Here is a 20,566-nt window from a genome sequence, read left to right as displayed (position 1 = left end):
GTGCTGATGTGTGGTCGCTACGCCGTCCGGCGTGGTCCGGCGGCGCTGGCTGAGGAGTTCGCGGCGGTGGACCGCACCGCGGGCGCGGTCGCGGCGGACTTCAACATCACGCCGACCAAAACGGTGCCGATCGTCGTGCAGCGCGGCACCGAGCGCAGCGTGCGTCCGGTGCGCTGGGGGCTGGTGCCGACCTGGGCGAAGGAGGTCGGCAGCGGGCCACCGATGATCAACGCGCGGGCCGAGACGATCACCACCAAGCCTGCCTACGCCGAGTCGGCGCGGCGACGGCGCTGCCTGATGCCCGCCACCGGCTGGTACGAGTGGCGGCCGGGGGACCGGCGGCGGCAGCCCTACTTGTGCGCCCGCCGCGACGGGGCGAGCCTGGCGATGGCCGCGGTGTTCTCCGCGTGGTGGCCGCCGAACCCGGCTGACCAGCCGCTGGTGACCTGCGCCGTGGTGACCACCGAGGCCACCGGTGAGCTCGCCGGAATCCACCCCCGCATGCCCCTGGTGCTGCCGGCGGACCGCTGGGCCGACTGGCTCGACCCGCGCCGCAGCCACATCGACGAGCTGCTGGCACCGGATCCGGAGGTGCTCGACGAACTGACGATCCACCCCGTTTCCACCGAGGTGAACAGCATGCGCAACAACCATCCGGGCCTGCTCGACCGCACCGAGCCGGTGCCCGAACCGGCCGAGCAGACGGCGTTGTTCGAGTCATGACCAGGGTCGAGGTCGACACGCCGCACGGCCCCGCACGGGCCGAACTGCACTGCGCGGAGGAGGCGCGGGCGGCGCTGCTGCTGGGCCACGGTGCCGGGGGTGGGATCGCCGCGCCCGACCTGGTGGCGGTGACGCGGGCCGTGACCGCCGCGGGAGTCGATGTGGCGCTGGTCGAACAGCCCTACCGGGTCGCCGGGCGGCGGGCCCCGGCCCCGGCCGCGCAGCTGGACGTGGCGTGGCTGGCGGTGGCTGAGGACCTCGGGGAGCGCTGGTTCCCGGACCTGCCGCTGATCTTCGGCGGCCGGTCGTCGGGGGCGCGGGTGGCCTGCCGCACCGCCGAAGCGGGCGAGGCTTCAGCGGTGCTGTGCCTGGCGTTCCCGCTGCACCCCCCGGGCAAGCCGGAGAAGTTGCGGCTGGCCGAGCTCGACGCGGTGGAAGTGCCGGTGCTGGTGGTGCAGGGTGAGCGCGACTCGTTCGGCCAGCCGGAGCCCTCGCACGGCCGGGATGTCGTCCTGGTGCCCGGTGACCACTCGCTGAAGTCCGACGTGGACGCGGTGTCTCGCGCGGTCGTGGAGTGGCTCAACCGGATCCTCCGGCTCATCGACTGAGTGCCGCGTGGTCCGGGTTTCGGCGTGACGGTTCAGCAGGAGATGTCGGCGACCGTCGCGTCCAGCAGCCGCACCAGGTCGGCGGCGGCCAGCTCGATCTCCAGGCCCCGCCGGCCCGCGCTGCAGTAGATGGTGTCGAAGGTGGTCGCGGAGGTGTCGACCACCACCGGCAGGCGCTTCTTCTGGCCCAGCGGGGAGATCCCGCCCGCCACGTAGCCGGTGGCCCGCTCCGCGGCGGCCACCTCGGCCATCTTCGCCTTCTTGCCGCCCACCGTGGCCGCCAGTGCTCTGAGGTCCAGCTGCCCGGTGACCGGCACCACGCCGACGGTGAGCCTGCCGTCCACGTCGGCCACCAGCGTCTTGAACACACGCTCCGGCGGCTGCCCGAGCGCCGCCGCGGCCTCCAGCCCGTAGGAGTCCGCGCGCGGATCGTGCTCGTAGGAGTGCACCCGGTGCTGGACGCGGTGCCTGGTCAGCAGTGCCGTGGCCGGAGTCCCCTTGCCTGCCATGCGCGTCACTCTAGAAGGCCGGAATAACAGGCGGCGCACGTCGCGTTGCAGGCAGCGTGACGACGGATTCGACGAACACCTGCGTGCTGGAGCGTTCCGAGCCCGCGCGGCTGTCACCACCAGGAAACGGCGTGCGCCCGCGGGTATCCTCAAAGCCGGACCATGCGGCAGAACGCATGGGTTCGTCGCCTGCAGTCACCTCGTCCAGGCGACGGGAAAGGAGCCCGGTGCCCAGCACCCCAGAGCACCCGGACACACCCGGCGACGTCGAGCGGCTCACCCCTGCGGAACCCGAGCTGCTGCACGGCACCGCGACCGACGAGACCGACGAGCAGCGCGCCGCCCGCTTCGAGCGAGACGCGATGCCGCTGCTGGACCAGCTCTACGGTGCGGCGCTGCGGATGACCCGCAACGCGCAGGACGCCGAGGACCTCGTGCAGGAGACCTATCTCAAGGCATTCTCCGCGTTCCGGTCGTTCACCCAGGGCACGAACCTGAAGGCGTGGCTGTACCGGATCCTCACCAACACCTATATCAACGGCTACCGCAAGCGGCAACGTCAGCCCCAGCAGCAACCCACCGACGAGATCGCCGACTGGCAGCTCGCCCAGGCCGAGAACCACACCTCCAGCGGGTTGCGCTCGGCCGAGGTCGAGGCGCTGGACCGGCTGCCGGACACCGACGTCAAGGCTGCGCTGCAGCAGTTGGCCGAGGAGTTCCGCATGGTCGTCTACCTCGCGGACGTGGAAGGCTTCGCCTACAAGGAGATCGCCGAGATCATGGGGACGCCGATCGGCACGGTGATGTCGAGGTTGCACCGCGGCCGCCGGCAGCTGCGTGAGATGCTCACCGACGTGGCCCGTGATCGCGGTTTCCTGCGGGAGACCAAGCGGGAGGTGAGGACTTCATGAACTGCGGTGAGCCGAACGAGCCCTCCTGCGAGGACGTACTCGCTGAGGTGTGGCTGTTCCTGGACAACGAGTGTGACCAGCAGCGCCGCGCCTTCGTGCAGCGCCACCTCGACGGCTGCCACAGCTGCCTGGAGCACTTCGGGATCGAGGAGCACATCAAGGCCCTGCTGCACCGCAAGTGCGGCGGTGAGCACGCGCCCGCGGAGCTGAAGGAGCGGTTGCGCGCGTCGATCCGCCAGGCCGTGCTGCGCAAGGCGGACGTGACCGTGGAGCACGGCCCGGAGGGGACCTCCGTGGAGATCCGTGCCAAGCGGACCTCCGCCGAGTGACCGAGCTCGCAGACGTCAACGGCCCCGGACCGGTTGGTTGGTCCGGGGCCGTTCGAGCTTCGGCGTTCGGTGCCGTCGGCTCAGGAGTTCGGGCGCTTGCCGTGGTTGGCCTTCTTCTTGCGCCGGTCCTTCTTCTTGCGGGCCCGCTTGCCCATGGTCTCTCCCTCGAGTTCGGCTGTCCGACCGCGGAGTGCGGGGACCGCGCGGCGGACAGCGCGCCCACCCGGTCTCCGCTGGGGTTTCGAGCCACCAGTTTGACATGGCCGCGCCCTGCCGCCGTGGGGTGGTGCCGGTCGTGGTTTCCTTGTCAGGGGCCACCGGGGGTGAGGAGGGGACGCAGGTGACCGAGGAGATCCGCGCCGAGCTGGCCGCCACCGTGATGACGGTGTCGGTGGCCGAAGGCGACCTCGTCCGGGAGGGCGGTCGGTCGTCGAGGGAACGCGACCGCTGACCCGGGAGGCGGATCTTGACCACGCTGAGTGATCTGCTCGCCGAGCACACCGGCCTGTCCGGTGCCGCCGCCGACCACCTGCAGCTCGTGGTCGCCGAATGGCAGCTGCTGTCGGACCTGTCGTTCGCCGACTTCCTGCTCTGGGTGCCGATCGGGCCCCAGGACGCGCCGGAGAGCCGGTTCCTGTGCGTCGCGCAGGCCCGGCCGACCACCGCGCCCACGGCCCACCCGGAGGATGTGGTCGGCTCCGAGGTGACCCAGGACGAGCACCCGCAGCTGCGGCGCGCGGTCCTGGAGGGCCGCATCTGCCGGGAGGAGGACCCGCGCTGGCACCTGGGGGTGCCGGTGCGGCGCGAGACCATCCCGGTGCGGCTTGCCGACGAGATCGTCGCGGTGCTCAGCCGGGACACCAACCTGGCGGTGCCGCGGGTGCCGAGCCCGCTGGAGATCTCCTACCTGGGCAGCGCCGCCGACCTGTGCCAGATGGTCGCCGACGGGACGTTCCCGACCCCGGAGCCGGCGCCGGACGTGCACACCAGTCCGCGGGTCGGGGACGGCCTGATCCGCCTGGACAACTCGGGGACGGTGGTGTTCGCCAGCCCCAACGCACTGTCGGCCTACCACCGGATGGGCCACGCCGCGGATCTGGTCGGCGCGCAGCTGGCGCCGCTGACCCGCTCGCTGCTCAACGACCCGTTTGACGCCGACGAGGTGGCGCAGCGGGTGCGGCGGGCCATGGCCGGGCAGCCCAGCATGCGCATCGAGGCCGAGGCCCGCGGTGCGACGGTGCTGTTCCGGGCGCTGCCGCTGCGGCCGCGCGGTCAGGCGGCGGGCGCGCTGGTGCTGGTGCGCGACGTCACCGAGGTCAAGCGCCGGGACCGGGCGTTGATGTCCAAGGACGCCACGATCCGCGAGATCCACCACCGGGTCAAGAACAACCTGCAGACGGTGGCGGCGCTGTTGCGGTTGCAGGCACGGCGCACCAGCAACACCGAGGCGCGGCTGGCGCTGGACGAGTCGGTGCGCCGGGTGACGTCCATCGCGCTGGTGCACGAGACGCTGTCGATGTCGGTGGACGAGCGGGTCGACCTGGACGACGTCGTGGACCGGGTGATCCCGATGATGAGCGACGTCGCCGCTGCGGAGACCGGGGTGAAGGTGCGCCGCGAGGGGCGCTTCGGCGTGGTGTCGGCCGAGTTGGCCACGCCCCTGGTGATGGTGCTCACCGAACTGGTGCAGAACGCGTTCGAGCACGCCTTCCCGGAAGGGCAGGGTGGCGAGGTCGTCGTGCAGGCGGAGCGTTCGGCGCGTTGGCTGGACGTCGTCATCTCTGATGACGGTCGCGGCCTGCCGAAGGGCTTCTCCCTCGAACGCGCCGAACGCCTCGGCCTGCAGATCGTGCGGACCCTCGTGGAGTCCGAACTCCGAGGGTCGTTGAGCTTGCGCGGTCGCGGTCGGCAACGCGGTACCGAGGCGGTCCTGCGTGTTCCGTTGAAGTACCGGCGCTGACCTCGGCCCGCCGAGCGGGCGCCGCGCTGGTGCGTCGATCTCCGGTGGCGCACCGGGTCCGGTGGGTGCGCCGCAGCCGATCGGTCGGTGTCCCGGGGCCGCCGTCGCGGTGCGCTCGGTGGTTCCTGCCGGGGCCGACATCGACGCTGATCGGCCGGGGTTCTCGTCGGGGTTTACGGGTTGTCGGGTGCGAAAACCGTGGTTGTGCGGAAAACGTGCGGTCGGTCACCGGGGGTGCGACCGACCGCAACGCTCCCAGCGCGACTCAGGCGTTGGTGCGAGCCCGAGTGCGAGCGTTGCGCCGCTTGAGCGCGCGCCGCTCGTCTTCGCTCATACCGCCCCAGACACCGGCGTCCTGCCCGGTCTCCAGTGCCCACGCCAGGCACTCGGAAGCGACCGGACAACGGCGGCATACGGCCTTCGCCTCGGCGATCTGCAGCAGCGCAGGACCGCTGTTCCCAACCGGGAAGAACTTTTCCGGGTCCTCGTCACGGCAAACCGCACGGTGGCGCCAGTCCATCGTTCCTTGCTCCTCGCTAGGCGCGCCCACGCGCGCCGCTCGTTTGTTCGGGGTGTTTGTGAATGCCTTCACGGAGTCCGTGTGCTTGTGAATGCTTTCACGAACTGCCGCGATGTCAAGAGTTCGATCTCGAGTGGTGAGGGAACTCACCTGAAAGATCGACAGGTCTTGACCAGGGGTTTTTGGTGTGCCATCGGTCGCAGACGGGGGTCGCGAACCGAGAGCTACGCTGATCCGTTACGAGAAGGTTATACAGCGACGCGGAGAGCATCCGGCACGGAGAAGAACTCGACCACCGAACGCTCGCCCAAGCAGTCACCGTCGACCTGCAGGCGCAACGGCTCCGTACAGGTTACGCGGAGATGGGCCACGTCCGCACGCCTAAAAGAACTTCTTTCGTGTGGTTTCGCTCTACCGCGGAGCATCTCCACTACCTGTCGTAACACTGGGTACATGCGCATGCTCCGCAGCGCGAAGACGCCCAGACCGGTGTCGAAGCTGGTGCCGGGGCTCATCCGCACCGGGTGCGATCCCAGGTACGTCCACGGGTCGGTGTTCGAGACGAACACGCTGTGCAGCTGCTCGATCGCGGCTTCGTCACCAACCTGCACGCTGATCCGCGGCTCGCTGCGGGCCATGCGGAAGTAGCAGGCCAGCGCGGTGCGCGCGTACAGGGCGGGAGTCACCTCGCGGCCGCGGGAGCGCAACCGCTCCACCTCCGCGACGACCTCGGCGTCCCACCCCACCCCGGCGTTGAAGGTGAACCACCGGTTGTCGGCCCGGCCCAGCCCGACCGACCGCGACCGCCGCTCGGCGACCGCCCGCAGCAGCCGATGGGTGGCCTCGACCGGGTCCCGCGGCAGGCCCAGCGCGCGGGCGAACACGTTCGCCGAACCGCCCGGCACCACGCCCAGCGTCGGCATCGCCCGGCTCGCGGCGTCGGCCGCGAACATGCCGTTGACCACCTCGTTGACCGTGCCGTCGCCGCCGTGCGCGATGACCAGGTCGACGCCGTCCTCGACGGCCGCGCGCGCGGTCTCGGCGGCGTGGCCCCAGTACTGCGTTTCGACGACGTCCAGCTTCAGCTCGCTGGCCAGCGCGTGGGCGAGCACGTCACGACCGGCGGCGGTGGTGGACGTCGCCTGCGGGTTGACGACGAGTACGGCGCGCACGACCGCAGCCTAGGCGAGCCCGGTGCGGGCCGTTCGACGGCATCGGGCGCCGCGGTTTCAGTTCTCCCGGACCGCCACCTCCTGCCCGATTCCGCACGCGGACCGGCTCCTGCGCCCGGATTCGGTGGGAACGGCCGACTGAGACACCGGGAACGGGTGCGCCGCGCCGTGGACCGCCACCTGACCGCGGTGGATCGCGGATGCGCAACCCCGGAACGCATCCGTCCGTTGTCCACCGGGAGCCGGGCGCGCGGCGGATCGCGAGAACACCCCGACGACCGCAACCGCCGCTTCAGCCATATGTCGATCATGGCGCGTGACCCCTGTCGCGGCCATGCGGCGTTCGGGCGGTATTACCATCGACAAGTGCACACGCACAGTAACCGCGACTGGTTGTCGGAAGGGCGAACTCCACCGTGTCGACCGAAGTTGTCCCACGCACCGTGCGCATCGCCGGTGTCCTGACCACGTTGCAGGCGGTCGCCGGGTTGGCGTTCGTGGTGGCGCTGCTGGTCCGCAGCACCTCCGACGACCTGGGAGGCGTGGGGCAGCTCGAACGCGGCGAGACCTACGGCGAGGCGGGCTACTACACGCTGCTGGCCGCCGGGGTGCTGGCCGCGGGCATCGGCCTGTGGAAGGGCAAGCACTGGGCGCGCACGCCCGCGCTGCTGATGCAGCTGTTGCTGCTGGGCACCGCGTGGTACGCCTTCGGCCCGTCGGGCCAGCCGCTGATCGCCCTGGTGATCGCCGTGCCCGCGATCGCGGTGCTGTGGTTTCTGTTCAACCGCGAGGGCCGCGCCTGGGCGTTTCACGCGAGCACCGCGCCCGACGCGGACCGCGATGACTGAGCTCAGCCGCTGAAGGCGCGCAGGGCGTCACCGGTGAGCCGGTAGACCGTCCATTCGTCCATGGGGACCGCGCCCGCCGCCTTGTAGAAGTTGATCGCGGGCTCGTTCCAGTCCAGCACCGACCACTCCAGGCGCGCGTAGCCGCGCGCCACGCATTCGGCGGCCAGCGTCTGCAGCAGGGCCCTGCCGAGGCCGCAGCCGCGCTGGTCGGGGCGGACGAACAAATCCTCCAGGTAGATCCCGTGCACGCCTTCCCAGGTGGAGAAGTTCAGGAACCACAGGGCCAGGCCGACCACCGCGCCGTCGACCTCGGCGACGTGCCCGAACAGCGCCGGGTCCGGGCCGAACAACGCCGTTCGCAGCTGCTCCTCGGTCAGGTGGCACTGTTCCGGCGCCTTCTCGTAGCGGGCCAGCTCGTGCACCAGCTCGACCATGGCGGGGACGTCGGCCTCGGTCGCTCGGCGAATCATGGGTACCTCCACGGGGTCCGGCCTGCGGCCCAGCTTAGGCCGGGGCCCGGTCAGCCCTGCTGCCACGGCGGGATGTTGGCGCGCTCGACCTGCGGGATGCCGCGCTCGTGGCCGAGGACCGTGACACCCGCCGGGTCGAGGGCGAAGTGCACCCCGGCCTCGGCTGGCAGGCCCAGCCAGCGGGCGATCAGGCAGCGGCTGAAGTGCCCGTGGCCGACGAGCACCACGTCGGCGTCGGTGTCCCGGACCCGGGCCAGCAGCTCGTCGGCGCGCTCGGTGACGTCGGCTGCCGTCTCCCCGCCGGGGCAGGGGTGGGTCCACACCGTCCAGTCAGGCACGCGCTCGCGGATCTGCGCGGTCGTCAGGCCCTCGTAGTCCCCGTAGTCCCACTCGGCCAGCAGTGGTTCGGTGACCACGTCGGCCAGTCCCGCGAGCTCCGCCGTGCGCTGCGCCCGCTGCCGCGGGCTGGCCAGCACCACCACCGGACCCGGGGGCCGCAGCGCGGTCAACGTCTGCCCGGCCTGCCGCGCCCGCAGCTCACCCTCGACGGTGAGCGGGATGTCGGTGCGGCTGGTGTGCCGGCCGGTGCGGGACCACTCCGTGGTGGCGTGCCGGAGGAGGTAGACGCGGTGCTCTGCGGGTTCCACGAGCCGAGCCTAACCGCGCCGGGCGGGCGACACCGCGTCGCGCACGGCTGCCGCGCGCGCAGCACTGCCCACAGTGGTCTCTTCGGTTCGGCGCGGCGGCGGGCGCCTGGTCAGAACACCCGAACGGGCTCCCCAAGGCGACGCCAGTGCGAACGGGCCGCCCGCCGAGTAGCCGATGACGGCGAGGTCGGGCAGGCCCAGTTCGGCGACGTCGCGGGCCCAGTCGTCGAGGGTCCGGCCCGGCGCGGGGTCGGACGCCCCCAGGCCGGGCCGGTCCAGCGAGATCAACCGGATGCCGAGGCGGTCGACGACGTCGGCACCGAACCCGAGCCATCGACTCGTCGCGGCACCGGGGCACAGCAGGACAGGAGAACCCCCTGCCGGACCCCACTCGGCCCAGGCCAGCTTCCGCCCATCAGAAAGCCCGACAAGCCCGAGCCGGGCCGGTTCCACAACCTCCACGCGACGAGTGTGCGAACACAACGAGCCGCACCGCACCTGATTTTCCGGTGTGGGAAGCCTCAGCCCGAGGTCGCCAATCCTCGATGCCGCGCCGGTTCGGTGACAGGCGCGGAAGGTGGGAAGCTACCGGGCGTGGAACTGAACGGCGCCCCGGCCACCCTTGACCAGATCAGGGCACTGGCCCTGACGAACTACGGGCACTTCACGTCAATGCTCGTCGAGGCAAACCGGGTCCGTGGGCTGTCGCTGCACATGGAGCGCCTGGCCCGGGACTGCCGGCGCCTGTTCGGTGTGGAGCTCGACACCGATCGCGTGCGCAGGTATGTCCGGCAGGCGGTGGCGGGCGGCGTGCAGCCGATCGTGGCGAGGGTGACCGTCTACGATCCCGCGATCAACCTCGGAACGGTCGGCTCCGACGCACACCCATCCATACTGGTCACCACCCGGCCCGCGGCTCGGGCGCAGCCGGAACCGTGGCGACTCACAGCGGTTTCCTACCGTCGAGACGAGCCGGCGGTGAAGCATGTCGGTCTTTTCGGCGCGCTGATGCATCGGCGCGCTGCGCAGCGCGCGGGGTTCGACGATGTGCTCTTTGTGAATCCAGACGGCACGATTTCCGAGCTCGCCACCTCGAACATCGGCTTCGTCCGTGCTGGTGAGATCGTCTGGCCGCGGTCGGAGTTCCTGGTCGGGGTGACCATGATGCTGCTGCGCCAGGCTTCCGACGGGCCGGTCGCCACCGAGCCGCTCACGCTCGCGGATCTTTCGCACATGGATGCCGCTTTCGCGACCAATGCGGCAACCGGTGTGCGGCCCGTGCGCTCCGTGGACGGTACTGAGTGGCCTGTCGACCATCCGGTGTTGGGCGAGCTGCGTGCACGTTACGCCGCAATCCCGCCGGAGTGCCTGTAGCAGAGACGCCGACCAGCGCATGGGTGTTTCCGCTGGTCGGCGGCTTGATCAGTGCGATGGCCTCAGCCCTGCTTGGTCTCCCAGAAGATCTTGTCGATCTCGGCGAAAGTTCCGCCGTGACCAGGCACAACAGGGATTGGCGACGAGCTGGGCCGTCTGTAGGCCGTCCCCGGTGTCGTCGGCCTTCCGGCGGCTGTAAAGGCCGTCGATGACCTTCCGGGTGCGATCGCTGCTGCTCGGCATCAGGTGTTGTACATCTTCAGCGTGAACGACGGGTCGGAGTGCCCAAGCCACTCGGATACCGCCTTGATCGACTCGCCCTGGTCCAGCAGCACCGAGGCGAAGAAGTGCCTTAGCTCGTGCAGCCAGGTGGCTACTGGATTGCCGAAGCCGATCCGTCGGCCGCCTTACGAACATGCGCTTACCTCAGCGCGAGCTGTGCAGGACCGCTCCTGGGCCGTGATCGCGACAGATGGCGCGTTCAACACGATCAGCCACATTGGACCAGACGACTGGGAAGAAATCGCTTCACACGACGAATCGGCCTTGACGGCGCTGCTTGAACAGGCCCAGCAGTGGGAAGCCGTTGCTGATCCCCACGGACAATCGTTTCCACGGGCCAAGTGCCACGACGACAAGGCCATTGCTGTGGTTCGGTTCAACTAGCCGGGCGTGCACCGCAGAATCGGACGCTTGGACGACTTCGCCGCGGGGTCAGGCATACGTCCCACCCGAAAACGCTGAACGGCCCTATTCACCCATCCGTCATGCCCGGTCCGCAGCCGCGTCGATGATCAAGGGCTGTCCTTCCTCCTCGGCCCGAAGCTTTGCCGCCAGCGTGGTCAACCGGTCGGCAAGCAGGTAGCGCTGTTCTCGCGTATACCGCCCGCCGCCGAGTTCGAACGCAGCCTCGTCGAGCTCCCACTGTGTTGCGCGCAGAGCTACCACCAATGCACGGTCACCGCTCGACATAACCATCCCAATCTGGACATCTGACTCATCAGTCTCAACAGGATCCTATGGCTCATTCGGCTCGACGGTAACATTGGGAAGGACGGTCTGGTCTGAAGTTCGTAGCTTCAGGTCATGCCTGGTTCCGCGCGTCTTATCACCAGCTCGGAAGTGGCGCGCGAGCTTGGGGTAGCGCGCCAAACGGTCAACCGCTGGGTGCGGGAGGGCGTGATTACTCCGATCATCGTTACCGCTGGTGGGCAAGGCCGGTTCGACATCGAGGAAGTCAAACGCCAGTTGCGTGAACACGGGCAGCGCAAGCGCGAGCGAGACGCTTAGCTTGGCGCTACGGCAGCAGAGTGAAGGCTGGCACGTGCTTCGGGCGGACCACCGAGAAGTGACGGCGGTCGAGCGTCGCGACCTGGTGGATTTCGAAGCGCTCCGCCACCGCAACAACGGACGCGTCCGACAGGCCCAGCGGCAGGTCCGCGTACTGTTCGACCAGATCCGCGACCCGTTCCCAGTCAGCTGAGTCGAGGGAGACGACCTCGAACCCGCCGTGGGCCACGTCTCGAATGAACGCCGCCTCCACCCGAGCACCGCACCGAGTGCCGAGGAGGTAGCCGATCTCCCCCCAGCAGTGGCTCAGGAAGTAGCAGGCTGCCGGGGACGTGTGTCAGCAGCCGCAAGCACCGCTCATGGTCAGCGTCTCGGCCATTGGCTACCGCGAGAATCGGACCGGTGTCGACAACGATCATTGAGAGGTACCGCCACGCCCGAGTTCTTCCCGGGCGATCTCCTTCGCCCGAGCAGCGAGGTCCGACGGTCCTTGCCCCATCCCGGCGAAGCGGAACGTTCGACGCGGTCCAGGTCCAGCAGTGTCCTCGCGACGGCCGACCAGGTGCCGCAAGTAGTCGCGGACCTGCTCCAGTTCGTCCGAGGGCACCTCGTCCACCAGGCGGTGCAGCTCGTCCCGCGTGACGCTCATGCCCCGAGGCTACCGGCGAGACCCGCCAGACCCCAGCGTGCGTGTCTGAACTTTCTCTACTTCATCAAGGGCGGCCCCTGCGGGGCCGCCTGCCTGCTGAATGTGAGCCCAACCGCAGACCGCCGCCCCGCGGTATGCGAGCCCGGTCCAGCCGACCGCGAGCGGTGGGGCGGCGGCCGCAACCGGGCGCGAGCGGAAGGCAGGCGACCCCGCAGAGACCGCCAGAGGAGCCCTTCAACCGCGGACGTCCCGACCACACGGGGTCGCCTGGGCGAGCCTCAAAGAACGGTGCTGGGCGCGCTGGCAGAGTGGTCGCCTTACCCCTCCAGCTGGCACCGCCGCCGTCCTGCTGTGTGCGTGCTCACCGGCTTGTGGTCCCTTGCAGGCCGAACTGTCGAGCACGAGCACCAGGACCGCGGGCACGGACCACGGCCGCCACGACGCCGGAACCAGCCGCAGCACCAGGCGCACGAGCACGACCAGGCCCACGCCGACAAGCAACGGCCACCAGGACCAACCCGACGCACTCCACAACACCAGCACCGTAGCGAACAGCCCCCAGCCCACCGCAGACCGACTCAACATCCCTTCTCGGCTCATCAACTTGCAGGATTCCACATAGGACGCAGCCGGGCCGACCGCAGGCCGTCAGGCCGTCTACGGGCCGTTGGACGACGCCAGGAGACGAAAAAGACGCCGACCAACGAATAGGTGTTTTCGCTGGTCGGCGTCTTGATCAGTGCGATGACCTCAGCCCTGCTTGGTCTCCCAGAAGATCTTGTCGATCTCGGCGATGTAGTCCAGCAGCTGCTGGCCGGTCTTCGGGTCCATCGAACCCTTGGTGCCGGCGGCGCCGGCGGCCTTGGTGGCCTTGTTGATCAGCTCGTGCAGCTGTGGGTACTTCTCGAAGTGCGGCGGCTTGAAGTAGTCCGTCCACAGCACCCACAGGTGGTGCTTGACCAGCTCGGAGCGCTGCTCCGCGATCAGGATCGCGCGGGTGCGGAACTCCGGGTCCTCGTTGGCCTGGTACTTCTCCTGGATCGCCTTGATCGACTCAGCTTCGATCCGCGCCTGCGCCGGGTCGTACACGCCGCACGGCAGGTCGCAGTGCGCGGTCGCCTCCAGGCGAGGGCTGAGGATTCGCGACAGCAGTCGCATGATTCCTCCCTGACAGTGAGTGCTCCGACAGCGCCGACCCTACTCTGGAAGATCCTCGGCGTCCTACTGGAGGTGGTTGTGAAATCCCTCGGGCGGTGGCCCTGGCGGCGGTTGCTGGTCCGCGGGCCCTCGATGGCTCCCACCCTTCGGGACCGCGACGTCGTGCTGCTGCGGCTGCGTGCCCGCCCGCGTCCGCGTGACGTTGTGCTGGTGCGCTGGGAGCAGCGCCCGTGGCAACTGTCGGTGAAGCGCGCCGTGCGCCCGGACGGCACGGGGTGGCACGTCGAGGGCGACAACGCGTTCGGCTCGACGGACTCGCGGGAACTGGGGCCCGCCGAGGTGCTGGGTGTCGTCCGGTGGCGGCTGTGGCCCCGGCCCGGCCGGGTGCGGTGAGGCCGGTCAGCCCTCGGTGCGCAGCTTCTCGTAGTGGGCGAGGCAGGTTTCGTAATCCGGAAGTAGGCCGGCCGCGGCGGCCTCGGCGAGACTGGGCGCCGCGCGGTCCTTTTCGGACATGATCGGCTCGCCGTCCAGCTGGTCCCAGGGCAGCCCGAGCTCGGGGTCGAACGGGTCGATGCCGCGTTCGGCGCTCGGGTTGTACGGCGTCGAGCACAGGTAGCTCATCACCGTGTTGTCGGTGAGCGCGAGGAAGGCGTGCCCGAGGCCCTCGGCCAGGTAGAGCGCGCGGTAGTCGGTGGAGTCCAGCCGGACCGCCTCCCAGCGGCCGAAGGTCGGCGAGCCCACCCGGACGTCGACGACCACGTCCAGCAGCGCGCCCTGCGGGCAGTACACGTACTTGGCCTGGCCGGGCGGGACGTCCGCGAAGTGCACGCCGCGGACCACGTTGCGCGCCGAGACGCTGTGGTTGGTCTGGCCGATCCGCAGCCGGTGCCCGGTGGCCTCGACGAACGGCGCCTCCTGGAACGGCGCGACGAACCGGCCGCGGTGGTCCGGGAAGGATTTCGGGGTGAACTCGAACGCGCCCGTGATCTCAAGTCGACGTACCTGCACGGCCGAAAGCCTAGGAGTGCTGCCGACGCCGGATGCCCCGGGGAAGCAAACCGGACGTACGTACTGCGAACGGGGGATTGCAAACCGGACGTACGTACTGTCCGTGATGGGCGCAAAACCGGACGGTCGTACTGCCAAATTCCCTTGACAAAATGTTGAACGCGCTGGTGAGACGGTGTGATCCCGGTCGCTGACAGTGATCGCGCGGCCTGGCACACTAGGCGAACCGCAGCGTCCGCCGAGTCGCTGTCCGACCAGGGCGGCCGGTCTCGGTTCATCACGAGGCGTTGTCCTTGCCGGTACGCCCGGCAGGCGGCGCCGTCCGGGTGGCAGCACGCCACCCAAAGCCCGGCCTGGAATGTGCCCGGGCCGCAGGCATGGCTACAGGAGGGACGCCGTGACCACCGTGAACGACGGCACCGGAATTGGTGCCGAACTGACCAACGAGGAGATCTTCGCGGCGCACGAGGGCGGCAAGCTCGCCGTCGGCGTGAGCGCGCCGCTGGAGACCGCGCGGGACCTGTCGATCGCCTACACGCCGGGGGTGGCCCAGGTCAGCCGCGCCATCGCCAGCGACCCGGCGCTCGCGGACCGCTACACGTGGACGCAGCGGTTGGTGGCAGTGGTCAGTGACGGCACCGCGGTGCTCGGCCTGGGCAACATCGGGCCCCGCGCCTCGCTGCCGGTGATGGAGGGCAAGTCCGCGCTGTTCAAGTCCTTCGCCGGACTCGACTCTATCCCGCTGGTCCTGGACACCACCGACGTCGACGAGATCGTCGAGACGCTGGTCCGGCTGCGCCCGTCCTTCGGCGCGGTCAACCTCGAGGACATCGCCGCGCCGCGGTGCTTCGAGCTGGAACGCCGGCTGATCGAGGCGCTGGACTGCCCGGTGATGCACGACGACCAGCACGGCACGGCCGTGGTCGTGCTCGCCGCGCTGCGCAACGCCGCGAAGGTCGTCAGCCGGGAACTGGGCTCGCTGAAGGTCGTCATCTCCGGCGCCGGCGCCGCCGGCGTCGCGTGCGCGAAGATCCTGCACACCGCCGGTGTCGGTGAGATCGTCGTGCTCGACTCGCGCGGCGTGATCCACGCCGGACGCGACGACCTGACCCCGATCAAGCAGGAGCTGGCCGGGTTCACCAACCCGCGCGGCATCACGGGCGGGCCCGCCGAGGTGATGCGCGGCGCGGACGTGGTGATCGGTGTGTCCGTGGGGCAGATCCCGGAGGAGTGGGTCGCCTCCATGGCGCCCGGCGCGATCGTGTTCGCGCTGTCCAACCCGGACCCGGAGATCCACCCCGACGTGGCGCGGCGGCACGCGGCCGTCGTCGCCACCGGGCGCAGCGACTTCCCGAACCAGATCAACAACGTCCTGGCATTTCCGGGTATCTTCCGGGGCGCCCTGGACGCGGGTGCCCGCCGGATCACCGATGGGATGAAGGTCGCGGCGGCCGAGGCGATCGCGGCGGTGGCCGCGGACGACCTCAGCGCGGACCACATCGTGCCGAGCCCGCTGGACCCGCGGGTGGCGCCGGAGGTCAGCGCGGCGGTCGCGAAGGCGGCCCGGGCCGACGGCGTGGCCGGGGCCTGACGAGGCGGCGCGAATCGCGAGGTAGCTTCGGCATGCAGTGGGGCCGGGGGAGCCAGCAGCGGCTCCCCCGGCCCCACTGCATTGGCGGTCGCAACAAAATCCGTGGCTTCGGCGTCATCATGCCGGGCAACGGCTGTCACCCTCCAGGAAGCTGGTTGGGCTTCTGCCCCGTGGCGTCACCGTCGATGCTGTGGCCGGTATCGTCTGCCGCACAGCTGTGTTGCAGGTCACTCATTGGTGGCATGCCGGGGGGTCCGGAGCCGGCGGCCACGCGGCTGCTACGCAGGAGGGGTGCTGTTGACCGAGCGGAGCGAGCGGAACCGGGCGACCGCAGACGGTCTGGCCAACGCCGACGAGCTCGCGCTGATCGCGCTGCCCGCGGCGCCCGCGCTGCTCAGCACCGAGGACGGCATCGTGGTGCGGGCCACCGAGCAGGCCGCCCGGCTCGCCGGCGAACCCAGCCCGGCCGCGCTGGTCGGCGTGCGGCTGGCTGACCTCGTGGTCCGCGACGGATCCGCCTCCCTGCTGCGGGCGCGCGGCGGTCACATCCCGGTGCGCCCGCTGAGCTGGCCGCACGCCGACGACGAACGGCTGCGCGTGACCGTCCTGGTGGACGTCTCCGACCTGGCCGGGCGGGGAACCGGCGGCACCGCCGCCGACGACGAACGCCACTGGCTGATCGAGGCGCAACGCATCGCCAAGGTCGGCAGCTGGGTGTACTACCCGGAGACCGGGGAGATCTACCGCAGCCCGGTGCTCGCGGAGTTTCTCGCCGGATTCGGTGCCGACGCCGCCACGATGATCGCCGCGTTCCACCCCGAGGACCGCGACCGCGCCCGGCGGTTCTTCACCGACGTGCTCACCGCGCCCGAGGACGAACTGCTGGAGGTCGAACTGCGCGACCTGTCCGGCAAGCGGATCTACCTGTGCACCGGTCGGGCCGAGTACAACCGGTCGGGCCGGGTCGAGCGGGTGCAGGGCACCGTGCAGGACATCACCGAGCACCGGGCCCTGGAGCGCCTGCTGCGTGACGAGCGCCGCAAGCTGCAGGACGCGCAGCGGATCGCCCGGCTGGGCACGTGGGAATGGGATCCGCGCACCAACGTCATGCACCTGTCGAGCATGCTGCACGAGATCATCGGCAAACCCACGTCGGCCCCCACCACCTGGGACACCTACCTGGAGCGGGTGCACCCGGACGACCGGAACTGGGTGGTCCAGGCGTGGCGGCCGCTGGTGGAGAACCACGAACCCGTGGAGGTCGAGCACCGCTACGTGCGCCTGGACGGCGCGTTGCGCATCCTGCGTCTGCACGGCGCCGCGATCCGCGACGCCGACGGCCACGACGTGCTGGTGGGCACCGCGCAGGACGTCACCGAGCAGCGCGCCGTGGTCACCCGCATGGAACGCTCCAGCAAGCGGTTCAGCGACCTGGTCAACATGACGCCCGTCGGCATCGGTCTGTTCGACCGCGCCGAGCGGCTGGTGGACGCCAACGACGCGCTGTGCGAGCTGCTCGGCTACCAGCTGGAGCAGCTGCGCGGCAAGTCCATCGACGACATCACGCACCCCGACGAGCGGGGCGCGGGCCTGCCCGCCCCGATCGAGCGGTCCGGCATCCGCCGCCGCGTGCCCCAGCGGGTCCTGGTGCGCTCCGACGGCGAACCGGTCTACTGCGAGCTGCACACCTCCTCGTCCGTGCAGGACGACGGCACCCAGTTCTGGCTGGTGGTGTTCCAGGACATCACCGAACGGCGCCGGGCCGCCGAAGCGCTGCGCTACCAGGCCACCCACGACGACCTCACCGGCCTGCCGAACCGGGCCGCGGTCAAGGACCTGCTCGGCCACCTGCTGGGGCGGGTCGACTCGCACCGGGTCGCGGTGCTGTTCTGCGACATCGACAACTTCAAGCGGGTCAACGACTCCCTCGGCCACGACGCCGGCGACGAACTGCTGGTGGCGCTGGCCCGTCGGCTGGAGGGCGGGCTGCCCGACGGCTGCACCGCCGCTCGGTTGTCCGGCGACGAGTTCGTCATCATCTGCCAGGACATCCAGGCCGTCGGCGGCGTCGACTCGCTGGCCACCCGGGTGTCCGGGCTGCTGCGCACCGCGGTCCCCGTGCACGGCCAGCTGATCCGGGTTTCGGCGGCGATCGGCGCCGCGGTGCCCAACGGCACCGGGGCCGGCGGCGAGGACCTCCTGCGCTTCGCCGACGCGGCGATGTTCGAGGCCAAGCGCCGCGGCACCGGCAAGGTGTCGCTGGCCAGCCCGGCGCTGATGGCCGCCGCGGACCGGCAGCTACACCTGGAGGGCCAGCTGCGGGAGGCGCTGCACAACGACGGCCTGGCCCTGCACTACCAGCCGGTGGTCAACGCCGAGGGCGTGGTGGTCAGCGCCGAGGCCCTCGTGCGCTGGCCGCACCCGGACCGCGGGATGCTCACGCCGGACGCGTTCCTGCCCATCGCCGAGCAGGGCGACCTGCTGCGCGAACTCGACCGGTGGGTGCTGCGGACCGCGCTGCGGGAGGCCGCGAGCTGGCCGGTGCGCGGCGGACGGCCCGTGGCGGTGGCGGTGAACCTGGCCGGGCTGGTGCCGGGCGGGCCGGAGTTCGTCGACGCGGTCGCCGACATCGTCGCCGAAACCGGCATCGAGTGGGACCGGGTCGTACTGGAGCTGGTGGAGACCGCGCTGGTGGACCTGCCGTCACGGACCCGGCACGAGATGGGCGAGCTGGTCTCGCGCGGGGTGCGGTTCGCCGTCGACGACTTCGGCACCGGCTACTCGTCACTGGCCCGGCTCAAGGACCTGCCCGCGCAGATCATCAAGGTGGACCGCCGGTTCGTCGCCGGGGTCGGCGGGGACGCCTCGGACTTCGCGGTGGCGCGGGCGGTGGTCGACATGGCGCGCGCGATGGGGCGGCTGTGCGTCGCCGAGGGCGTCGAAACCGCAACCCAGTTCCACGTCCTGTGTGGACTGGGGGTGGACGCCTACCAGGGGTGGTTGTTCTCCCGAGCGGTCCCGGCCCGGGAGTTCCGCGACATGCTTGCCCGCGACCCCCTCCCGATCCCGGGCGCCTGAACCCGCAAACCCATCCGCCGCTGCGCCGGACCAGCTTCCGGGACGCACCGTTCACAACGTTCGGTGCGTCGGGCGGGCACGGTCGGCGGCTGGTGGTCAGGCGGCGGCGGTGCGGACGATGTCGGCGATGCGATGCCGCGGCAGGTCGATCAGGCGCAGGTCCAGGTCGTCGCCGTCGCGCGCGAGCTCCGCGACGCGGTCCCGGGCTTCACGCTTGGTCAGCGTGGCCTCGGTGTGCGCGATCAGCGCCTCCCGCCAGATGTTGCCGACCTTGCCGTGCGCCCGCCGCAGCAGGAACCCGGCCACCGAGTCATCCGCCCGCAGCTGCGTCACCACGACCGCGTGCCGCGAGTCGGGGCTGCTGCGGTGCAGCCGCAGCCGGAACTTCGCCCCCACCAGCTCCGACAGCGCCCGCTGCGCGCGTTCGCTGGTGATGTCCGGATGGTTGTTGTCCACCACGAACCCGGCCCGCTCAGCGTTGCAGGCCAGCAGCATCCGCAGCAGCCACGGCCCCGGATCGGCCCGCAGGTCGAACACCGGCACGCCCTGCCGCGGCCGGATCGGCCGCGACCAGCCCGGTTCGCGCAGCGACGCCACCGGCGCACCGACCCGCTCGCCGACGGCCGCCAGGAACTCCTGGGGCGCCGCAGCCTCCAGCGCCTCCACCGACTGCGGGCCGTGCGTGTAGATACCCGGGGCCTGCCGCAGCGCCAGTTTGCGGGTGTGCGCGGTCGGCTGGCACACGTACAGGTCGCTGGCGCTGCCGATGGCCTGCGCGCCGAAGTAGCGGTGGAACCGCGGCAGGATCGCCTCGAACACCATGCCCAGCCGCAGCAGCTCCTGCTGCACCTTGTGGCCCAGCGCGGGCGTCCGCGGGCTGTAGCCGTAGGCCAGCAGCAGGCGGCTGTGCGGTCCGGCCAGGCATTCGGCGGCGCGCGTGGCGAACAGCCCGACGCCCTCCGGGGTGTAGGGCGGGTCGGTGAACACCAGGTCCGCCCAGCCCTCCAGCACCGGAGGCACCCCGAACCGCAGATCGGCGTGCAGGGTCCGCACCGCGAAACCGCGCTGCGCCGCGACGGTGTCGATGTGCTCCAGGATCCGCTCGTCGACGTCCACCACGGTCACCGACGCCGACGGCACCACCAGGCCCAGCGCCAGCGACGTCAGGTCGTGGTCGCCCAGGCACAGCACCCTCGCCCCGGCCAGGTCGTAGTTGTCGCGCATCCACTCGGCGCGGCGCAGCGCGGTCTCCGGCGTGGCCGTCACGTGGTCCAGCGCGGTCGCGGGCACCGGGCCACCGGCCACGAACCCGCGCATCAGCTCCAGGGCCTCATCGTCGGGCGGGGCGGGCGTGCGCAGCTCGTCCAGCGCGAAGCGCGCGCGGTAGCGCTCGGCGGCGTCCGCGGTCAGCCGGTAGGTGTCGTCGGCGGCGTCCACGTCGGATCCCGCGGCGGCGAGCAGGTCCTCCACGGTGCGCCGGGACACCGCGGTGCGGCGGATCAGCTCGTCGAGCTTCACCGGGCGCTCGCTGAGCTCGGCGAGCACCTCGCGCAGCCGACGGGCGAGAACCCCCGTGTCGGCGAGCAGGGCCTGCACGGCGTCGATCGGTGCCGTGGGTTCTGAGTGCTGGGCAGTGTTCATCGGATTGTCGAGCTTACGGCGTGTCCGGCGCGGTCGCCGCCGCGCCGGACCTCCCACTGGGTGGGACCACGCTGGTCCGG

Annotated in this window: 26 protein-coding genes; 12 read left to right on the top strand and 14 right to left on the bottom strand. The window is 70.7% G+C overall.

From position 1 onward, the window contains the following. Positions 1-6 precede the first annotated feature (6 nt). Both IEY17_RS23200 and IEY17_RS23195 read left to right on the top strand, forming a co-directional pair. Positions 7-723, top strand: coding sequence for an SOS response-associated peptidase (locus tag IEY17_RS23200; protein WP_188991258.1), 717 nt, complete (start codon positions 7-9; stop codon positions 721-723). After that, on the top strand, positions 720-1,331 hold the full coding sequence (locus IEY17_RS23195; protein WP_188991256.1) for an alpha/beta hydrolase family protein: 612 nt from the start codon (positions 720-722) through the stop codon (positions 1,329-1,331). The genes IEY17_RS23200 and IEY17_RS23195 overlap by 4 nt, the downstream gene beginning before the upstream one ends. A gap of 32 nt (positions 1,332-1,363) precedes the next feature. Here the strand turns inward: IEY17_RS23195 and ybaK are convergent, their stop codons facing one another. Continuing rightward, positions 1,364-1,840, bottom strand: a complete 477-nt coding sequence (gene ybaK / locus IEY17_RS23190) for a Cys-tRNA(Pro) deacylase (RefSeq protein WP_188991255.1) — start codon at positions 1,838-1,840, stop codon at positions 1,364-1,366. Positions 1,841-2,067: 227 nt separating this feature from the next. On the opposite strand from ybaK, the gene IEY17_RS23185 reads away from it, so the two are divergent. Together IEY17_RS23185 and rsrA are read left to right on the top strand one after the other, a co-directional pair. Then, the gene (locus tag IEY17_RS23185; RefSeq protein ID WP_308424020.1) at positions 2,068-2,751 is read left to right on the top strand and encodes a sigma-70 family RNA polymerase sigma factor; all 684 of its coding nucleotides are present in this window, start codon (positions 2,068-2,070) and stop codon (positions 2,749-2,751) included. Further along, positions 2,748-3,080, top strand: a complete 333-nt coding sequence (gene rsrA, locus IEY17_RS23180) for a mycothiol system anti-sigma-R factor (RefSeq protein WP_188991253.1) — start codon at positions 2,748-2,750, stop codon at positions 3,078-3,080. The genes IEY17_RS23185 and rsrA overlap by 4 nt, the downstream gene beginning before the upstream one ends. Positions 3,081-3,160: 80 nt before the next feature. Here rsrA and IEY17_RS26150 read toward each other — a convergent pair whose 3' ends face one another. After that, positions 3,161-3,235, bottom strand: coding sequence for a 50S ribosomal protein bL37 (locus IEY17_RS26150; RefSeq protein ID WP_373289919.1), 75 nt, complete (start codon positions 3,233-3,235; stop codon positions 3,161-3,163). A gap of 311 nt (positions 3,236-3,546) precedes the next feature. On the opposite strand from IEY17_RS26150, the gene IEY17_RS23175 reads away from it, so the two are divergent. After that, the gene (locus tag IEY17_RS23175) at positions 3,547-5,040 is read left to right on the top strand and encodes a PAS domain-containing sensor histidine kinase (RefSeq protein ID WP_188991251.1); all 1,494 of its coding nucleotides are present in this window, start codon (positions 3,547-3,549) and stop codon (positions 5,038-5,040) included. 265 nt (positions 5,041-5,305) lie between these two features. Here IEY17_RS23175 and IEY17_RS23170 read toward each other — a convergent pair whose 3' ends face one another. Both IEY17_RS23170 and IEY17_RS23165 read right to left on the bottom strand, forming a co-directional pair. Then, entirely contained in the window at positions 5,306-5,560 is a 255-nt protein-coding gene (locus IEY17_RS23170) for a WhiB family transcriptional regulator (RefSeq protein ID WP_188991249.1), read from the bottom strand. Positions 5,561-5,808: 248 nt separating this feature from the next. Continuing rightward, positions 5,809-6,732, bottom strand: coding sequence for a diacylglycerol/lipid kinase family protein (locus IEY17_RS23165; RefSeq protein WP_188991247.1), 924 nt, complete (start codon positions 6,730-6,732; stop codon positions 5,809-5,811). Positions 6,733-7,148: 416 nt separating this feature from the next. On the opposite strand from IEY17_RS23165, the gene IEY17_RS23160 reads away from it, so the two are divergent. Next, complete coding sequence (locus IEY17_RS23160; protein WP_188991245.1) at positions 7,149-7,580, top strand: hypothetical protein; 432 nt, start codon at positions 7,149-7,151, stop codon at positions 7,578-7,580. 2 nt (positions 7,581-7,582) lie between these two features. On the opposite strand, the gene IEY17_RS23155 is transcribed toward IEY17_RS23160, so the two are convergent. From IEY17_RS23155 to IEY17_RS23145, 3 genes are read right to left on the bottom strand one after another with little or no spacing between them, the layout of a single operon-like run. Then, on the bottom strand, positions 7,583-8,050 hold the full coding sequence (locus tag IEY17_RS23155) for a GNAT family N-acetyltransferase (protein ID WP_188991244.1): 468 nt from the start codon (positions 8,048-8,050) through the stop codon (positions 7,583-7,585). A gap of 50 nt (positions 8,051-8,100) precedes the next feature. Further along, positions 8,101-8,697 (bottom strand): acid phosphatase, encoded by a 597-nt coding sequence (locus tag IEY17_RS23150; protein ID WP_188991241.1) that lies wholly within the window; start codon positions 8,695-8,697, stop codon positions 8,101-8,103. Between the two features lie 9 nt (positions 8,698-8,706). Continuing rightward, on the bottom strand, positions 8,707-9,159 hold the full coding sequence (locus IEY17_RS23145) for an alpha/beta fold hydrolase (RefSeq protein WP_188991239.1): 453 nt from the start codon (positions 9,157-9,159) through the stop codon (positions 8,707-8,709). 132 nt (positions 9,160-9,291) lie between these two features. Between IEY17_RS23145 and IEY17_RS23140 the strand changes: the two genes are divergently transcribed. Continuing rightward, the gene (locus tag IEY17_RS23140; RefSeq protein ID WP_188991238.1) at positions 9,292-10,071 is read left to right on the top strand and encodes an aminotransferase class IV family protein; all 780 of its coding nucleotides are present in this window, start codon (positions 9,292-9,294) and stop codon (positions 10,069-10,071) included. 242 nt (positions 10,072-10,313) lie between these two features. Here IEY17_RS23140 and IEY17_RS25665 read toward each other — a convergent pair whose 3' ends face one another. Continuing rightward, a complete protein-coding gene (locus tag IEY17_RS25665; RefSeq protein ID WP_229680519.1) occupies positions 10,314-10,406 on the bottom strand; it encodes a hypothetical protein in 93 nt (30 codons plus the stop codon). Positions 10,407-10,530: 124 nt separating this feature from the next. On the opposite strand from IEY17_RS25665, the gene IEY17_RS23130 reads away from it, so the two are divergent. Next, the gene (locus tag IEY17_RS23130) at positions 10,531-10,737 is read left to right on the top strand and encodes a hypothetical protein (protein ID WP_188991284.1); all 207 of its coding nucleotides are present in this window, start codon (positions 10,531-10,533) and stop codon (positions 10,735-10,737) included. Positions 10,738-10,836: 99 nt separating this feature from the next. On the opposite strand, the gene IEY17_RS23125 is transcribed toward IEY17_RS23130, so the two are convergent. Continuing rightward, complete coding sequence (locus IEY17_RS23125) at positions 10,837-11,019, bottom strand: hypothetical protein (RefSeq protein WP_188991235.1); 183 nt, start codon at positions 11,017-11,019, stop codon at positions 10,837-10,839. 138 nt (positions 11,020-11,157) lie between these two features. On the opposite strand from IEY17_RS23125, the gene IEY17_RS23120 reads away from it, so the two are divergent. Continuing rightward, entirely contained in the window at positions 11,158-11,361 is a 204-nt protein-coding gene (locus tag IEY17_RS23120) for a MerR family transcriptional regulator (protein ID WP_188991233.1), read from the top strand. A gap of 7 nt (positions 11,362-11,368) precedes the next feature. On the opposite strand, the gene IEY17_RS23115 is transcribed toward IEY17_RS23120, so the two are convergent. From IEY17_RS23115 to sodN, 3 genes are all read right to left on the bottom strand, one after another. After that, complete coding sequence (locus tag IEY17_RS23115; protein ID WP_346072728.1) at positions 11,369-11,614, bottom strand: type II toxin-antitoxin system VapC family toxin; 246 nt, start codon at positions 11,612-11,614, stop codon at positions 11,369-11,371. Positions 11,615-11,776: 162 nt separating this feature from the next. Then, positions 11,777-12,010: a hypothetical protein gene (locus IEY17_RS23110; RefSeq protein ID WP_188991231.1), complete on the bottom strand. Its 234-nt coding sequence runs from the start codon at positions 12,008-12,010 to the stop codon at positions 11,777-11,779. A gap of 750 nt (positions 12,011-12,760) precedes the next feature. Further along, positions 12,761-13,168: a superoxide dismutase, Ni gene (gene sodN, locus IEY17_RS23105; RefSeq protein WP_188991229.1), complete on the bottom strand. Its 408-nt coding sequence runs from the start codon at positions 13,166-13,168 to the stop codon at positions 12,761-12,763. Between the two features lie 78 nt (positions 13,169-13,246). On the opposite strand from sodN, the gene IEY17_RS23100 reads away from it, so the two are divergent. After that, positions 13,247-13,561 carry a S26 family signal peptidase gene (locus IEY17_RS23100; protein WP_268240389.1) on the top strand — a complete coding sequence of 105 codons (315 nt, stop codon included), beginning with the start codon at positions 13,247-13,249 and terminating at the stop codon, positions 13,559-13,561. A 6-nt stretch (positions 13,562-13,567) separates the two neighbouring features. Here IEY17_RS23100 and IEY17_RS23095 read toward each other — a convergent pair whose 3' ends face one another. Next, positions 13,568-14,176, bottom strand: coding sequence for a dTDP-4-dehydrorhamnose 3,5-epimerase family protein (locus IEY17_RS23095; protein WP_188991225.1), 609 nt, complete (start codon positions 14,174-14,176; stop codon positions 13,568-13,570). A 397-nt stretch (positions 14,177-14,573) separates the two neighbouring features. Between IEY17_RS23095 and IEY17_RS23090 the strand changes: the two genes are divergently transcribed. Both IEY17_RS23090 and IEY17_RS23085 read left to right on the top strand, forming a co-directional pair. Next, the gene (locus tag IEY17_RS23090; RefSeq protein ID WP_188991223.1) at positions 14,574-15,767 is read left to right on the top strand and encodes an NAD(P)-dependent malic enzyme; all 1,194 of its coding nucleotides are present in this window, start codon (positions 14,574-14,576) and stop codon (positions 15,765-15,767) included. 297 nt (positions 15,768-16,064) lie between these two features. Next, the gene (locus IEY17_RS23085) at positions 16,065-18,845 is read left to right on the top strand and encodes an EAL domain-containing protein (protein WP_373289918.1); all 2,781 of its coding nucleotides are present in this window, start codon (positions 16,065-16,067) and stop codon (positions 18,843-18,845) included. A 96-nt stretch (positions 18,846-18,941) separates the two neighbouring features. Here IEY17_RS23085 and IEY17_RS23080 read toward each other — a convergent pair whose 3' ends face one another. Next, the gene (locus IEY17_RS23080) at positions 18,942-20,486 is read right to left on the bottom strand and encodes a bis-aminopropyl spermidine synthase family protein (RefSeq protein ID WP_188991219.1); all 1,545 of its coding nucleotides are present in this window, start codon (positions 20,484-20,486) and stop codon (positions 18,942-18,944) included. Between the last annotated feature and the right edge of the window lie 80 nt (positions 20,487-20,566).

It is taken from the genome of Saccharopolyspora thermophila (assembly GCF_014646075.1).
Lineage (GTDB): Bacteria > Actinomycetota > Actinomycetes > Mycobacteriales > Pseudonocardiaceae > Saccharopolyspora > Saccharopolyspora thermophila.
Note: the sequence above shows the minus strand (reverse complement) of the source record. Positions and strands in the feature narration are given on the sequence as shown.

Excerpts from the sequence above, each read along its gene's own strand:
- IEY17_RS23200 (WP_188991258.1), top strand. The coding sequence starts at position 7 with ATGTGTGGTCGCTACGCCGTCCGGCGTGGTCCGGCGGCGCTGGCTGAG.
- sodN (WP_188991229.1), bottom strand. The coding sequence starts at position 13,168 with ATGCGACTGCTGTCGCGAATCCTCAGCCCTCGCCTGGAGGCGACCGCG.
- IEY17_RS23120 (WP_188991233.1), top strand. The coding sequence starts at position 11,158 with ATGCCTGGTTCCGCGCGTCTTATCACCAGCTCGGAAGTGGCGCGCGAG.
- IEY17_RS23110 (WP_188991231.1), bottom strand. The coding sequence starts at position 12,010 with ATGAGCGTCACGCGGGACGAGCTGCACCGCCTGGTGGACGAGGTGCCC.
- IEY17_RS23170 (WP_188991249.1), bottom strand. The coding sequence starts at position 5,560 with ATGGACTGGCGCCACCGTGCGGTTTGCCGTGACGAGGACCCGGAAAAG.
- IEY17_RS23195 (WP_188991256.1), top strand. The coding sequence starts at position 720 with ATGACCAGGGTCGAGGTCGACACGCCGCACGGCCCCGCACGGGCCGAA.
- IEY17_RS23155 (WP_188991244.1), bottom strand. The coding sequence starts at position 8,050 with ATGATTCGCCGAGCGACCGAGGCCGACGTCCCCGCCATGGTCGAGCTG.
- rsrA (WP_188991253.1), top strand. The coding sequence starts at position 2,748 with ATGAACTGCGGTGAGCCGAACGAGCCCTCCTGCGAGGACGTACTCGCT.
- IEY17_RS23080 (WP_188991219.1), bottom strand. The coding sequence starts at position 20,486 with ATGAACACTGCCCAGCACTCAGAACCCACGGCACCGATCGACGCCGTG.
- ybaK (WP_188991255.1), bottom strand. The coding sequence starts at position 1,840 with ATGGCAGGCAAGGGGACTCCGGCCACGGCACTGCTGACCAGGCACCGC.